This window comes from Deltaproteobacteria bacterium (genome assembly GCA_020848905.1).
GTDB lineage: Bacteria > Myxococcota_A > Polyangia.
Genome location: JADLHG010000076.1, coordinates 1 through 3,415 on the forward strand (window position 1 = coordinate 1; position 3,415 = coordinate 3,415).

The 3,415-nt window shown below is 73.0% G+C and carries 4 protein-coding genes; 3 read left to right on the forward strand and 1 reads right to left on the reverse strand.

All coding sequences use genetic code 11. The annotated features are described in order from the left end of the window. Positions 1–128: 128 nt before the first annotated feature. On the forward strand, positions 129–656 hold the full coding sequence (locus IT371_30125) for a hypothetical protein (GenBank protein MCC6751950.1): 528 nt from the start codon (positions 129–131) through the stop codon (positions 654–656). 223 nt (positions 657–879) lie between these two features. On the opposite strand, the gene IT371_30130 is transcribed toward IT371_30125, so the two are convergent. After that, positions 880–1,935, reverse strand: coding sequence for a sigma-54-dependent Fis family transcriptional regulator (locus tag IT371_30130; GenBank protein MCC6751951.1), 1,056 nt, complete (start codon positions 1,933–1,935; stop codon positions 880–882). Between the two features lie 21 nt (positions 1,936–1,956). Here IT371_30130 and IT371_30135 point away from each other — a divergent pair, with 21 nt between their 5' ends. Together IT371_30135 and IT371_30140 are read left to right on the forward strand one after the other, a co-directional pair. After that, entirely contained in the window at positions 1,957–2,385 is a 429-nt protein-coding gene (locus IT371_30135; GenBank protein MCC6751952.1) for a mercury transporter MerT, read from the forward strand. A gap of 9 nt (positions 2,386–2,394) precedes the next feature. Beyond that, positions 2,395–3,415: FAD-dependent oxidoreductase (locus IT371_30140; GenBank protein MCC6751953.1), on the forward strand; the 1,021-nt coding region annotated here is incomplete at its 3' end.

The window sequence follows — 3,415 nt, forward strand, 5'->3', positions numbered from 1 at the left end:
CTCCCGCGAATCGTGCAACGCCTACGCCGCACAGAGTCTCCCCAGCGTCGCAGCCAGCGGGAGCTTTTCCGTCGCTCCCCTCTGGTGCCGTGGAGCGGTCTGCCTGATAGCTGCTAACACGCATGGGTATGCCCCTGATGGAGATCCCCCGGCTCCCGGTGCGCCTCTCCGAGATCGACGAACTGCGCGAACACGCGGCTCTCTTTCGACGGCTTGCTGTCGGCTACACCGTCAGGACCGACGACGCGAACGGGGCTCCCGATTCGCTGCTGATGGAGGTCGATGGCGAGGTAACCACGAGCGTACTTGGCGACGTCGCCTGGGCTCGTCACCGCGCGACGCTGTTCGCCGAGAAGCTCCAGCCGCCGCTCTCCAGCAAGGTGCGCGTGGCAGACGCGGTCCAGAAGGTGTTCGCCGGGCTGGAGACTGCGCAGAAGGTCCAGGTCAACGAGGCCTTCGACGAGTTCAGCGCGTACGTCGACCACGGTCGCACGCTGCCGAAGTCGCGCACCTTCAAGAAGCTCCAAGGCGATCCCGTCTCGGGCAGCACGCACGAGCTGTATGCGTGGAGCGATGGCGCTACGGGGCGCCTCTTCGGCCACTACGACGCCAGCGGTGTCTTTATCGTCGACCGTCTCGCGGGGCACCTGCCATGACCCGCAAGCAGAACCCGACCGCCTCCCTCGTGCGCTCTTCCGCGGTCGAGTACCTGACCTTCTGTTGGCGAGCATGCGAATCCGCAGAAATTGGGACGGGCCGGGCGACCGCGATCGCACCGGGCCGCGTGACGAGTCCGGCGGCGGGCGTCGGCGGCCGTGCACCTCGGTTCTCTTCGCGCGCCGGGCCCTCGCGGACTGCTCGCCAACACGCCTCCCCCCTTCACCGCCCCCCCGGCACGCCGAAGGCCTTCAGCTTTCGCCAGAGGGTGTTCTCGCCGATGCCGAGGGCGCGCGCGGTGGCGGCGCGGTTGCCGCGGAGCCGCTCGAGCGTCGCGAGGATGTGGCGCCGCTCGACCTCCGCGAGCGTCTGCGGCGCGGGCTCGGGCGCGGCGCCGCTCGCGGCCACGGGGGCGCGGAGCTCCGGTGGCAGATCGCCGAGCTCGATCCGGGGCTGGCCCTCCGCGAGCACCACGGCCCGCTCGATGGCGTTCTCGAGCTCCCGAACGTTGCCCGGCCAGGGGTAGGCGTACAGCGCGTCCAGCACCTCGCTCGAGAGCGCGCACGGACCGCAGGAATTCTGCCTGCACGTCTTGGCGATGAGCTGGCGCGCCAGCGGCAGGATGTCCTCGCGTCGCGCGCGGAGCGGCGGCAGCTCGAGCGGGACGACGCGGAGTCGGTAGAAGAGATCCTTGCGGAACCCGCCGCCCTCGACCAGCGCCTCGAGGTCGCGGTTGGTGGCCGCCACCACGCGAACGTCGACGGGCACGTCCCGCGTGGAGCCCACGGGGCGCACCGCGTGCTCCTGCAGCGCGCGGAGCAGCTTCACCTGCATCGACAGCGGCAGCTCCCCGATCTCGTCGAGGAACAGCGTGCCCCCCGAGGCTGCCTCGAACAGCCCCTCGCGGTCCGCCGCAGCGCCCGTGAACGCGCCCTTCTTGTGGCCGAAGAGCTCGCTCTCCAGCAGCGGCTCGGGCAGCGCGCCGCAGTTGACGCCGACGAAGGCCCCGGCGCGGCGGCGGGAGCCGGCGTGCAGCAGCCGCGCGACTCGCTCCTTCCCCGTCCCGCTCTCGCCCGTGATCAGCACGGTGGCGTCGGTCGCCGCCGCGCGCGCCGCCAGCGCGAGCACCCGCTGCATGGCCTCGCTCCGCGCGACGAGGTCGCCTCCCGGCACTACGAGCACTCCATCTTGGAATGGTAGGAACCCTCCGTTCTGGAGGCAATCGCCGCAACCGGCCCCCGCATCCGCGCGCAATTGCTCGCGTTGGGGAGCCGGCATGGCGCGTGCTTTGGGTGAGCCATGGTCAGCTCGTCCGATCCCCGCGGCGTCGCGCCGGCGCCGCCGCCGAGCCGCTCCGCCGGCCCCGCCGCCGCCACCCTCGCCGCGAGCGCAGGCTCGGTCCTCTCGGCGTTCCTCGCCTCCGCGTGCTGCGTCGGCCCCCTCGTGTTCGCGCTGCTCGGCCTGGGTGGCGCCGGGCTCCTGGTGAAGTTCGCGCCCTTCCGGCCCTACTTCCTGGCGGTCACGTTCGGCCTGCTGGGCGCGGGGTTCTACGTCACGTACGGCAGCTCGGGGTCTCGGGCCCAGGCGCGCGGCGGGGCGGAGGGCGCCGCTTGCGGTTGCCCGGCGCCGCGCACCCATCGGGCCGGGCGGGCCCTGCTGTGGGTGGCGACCGTCTGCGTGACGGCCTTCCTCATCTTCCCCTACCTCGTCCCGGTACTGTTCGGCTGAGGCGACGCCATGGCCACGAACGCGGGCACCCACTCCGACGGCCGCGCGAGGCGCGAGGCGCCGAGCGGCGCGTTCGACCTCATCGTCATCGGCTCGGGCAGCGCCGCGGTCGGCGCTGCGCTGCGCGCCTCCGAGCTCGGCGCCAACGTGGCCGTCCTCGAGCGCGGGACGCTGGGCGGCACCTGCGTGAACATCGGCTGCGTCCCGTCGAAGACGCTGATCCGCGCCGCGGAGGGAGTGCACCGCGCGAACCACCCCCGGTTCGCGGGGGTCGAGTCGGAGGGCCGGGTCACCGACTTCCGGGCGCTGATGAGCCAGAAGCGGGACCTGGTCGCCGAGTTGCGGCAGGCGAAGTACGCGGACGTGCTCTCAGCGGCGAGGGGGGTATCGTTGATCCGAGGCCACGCTCGGTTCGAGCTGCCGGGCGTCGTCTCGGTCGGCGGCGCGCGCCTCTCCGCCCCCCGAGCCGTGATCGCGACCGGCATGCGCCCCCACGTGGCCGGCGTCCCCGGCCTCGCGGAGGCTGGCTTCCTCACCAGCACCGGCGCGCTCGCGCTCGAGGAGCTGCCGCGGTCCATGGTCGTCTTGGGCGGCCGTTTCGTGGCGTTGGAGCTCGCGCAGGCGTTCGCACGGATGGGCACGCAGGTGACGGTCGTCCAGCGCAGCGCGCGGGTCTTGCCGGCCGAGGACGACGACGTGACGCAGGAGCTCGAGCGGCTCCTCGCCGCCGAGGGCGTCCGCATCTGGACGGGCGCGCGAGCGATCCGCGCGTCTCGCGAGGGCGACGGCCGCGTGCTGGAGATCGAGCACGGCGGCCGCCGCGTCCGCCTCGCCGCCGAGCGGCTCCTCGTCGCCACGGGCCGCCGCGCGAACACCCACGATCTGGGGATCGAGCGAGCCGGGGTGCGGCTCCGCGAGGATGGGACCGTCCAGGTCGACGAGACGCTCGAGACGACCGCCCCGGGGGTGTTCGCGGCCGGCGACGTCATCGGCGAGCCGGCGTTCGTCTACACGGCCGCGTACGAGGGGC

Bases quoted from the DNA above. Each gene is read 5' to 3' on its own strand.
- IT371_30130 (MCC6751951.1), bottom strand. From the start codon at position 1,935: ATGCCGGCTCCCCAACGCGAGCAATTGCGCGCGGATGCGGGGGCCGGT.
- IT371_30135 (MCC6751952.1), top strand. From the start codon at position 1,957: ATGGTCAGCTCGTCCGATCCCCGCGGCGTCGCGCCGGCGCCGCCGCCG.
- IT371_30125 (MCC6751950.1), top strand. From the start codon at position 129: ATGCCCCTGATGGAGATCCCCCGGCTCCCGGTGCGCCTCTCCGAGATC.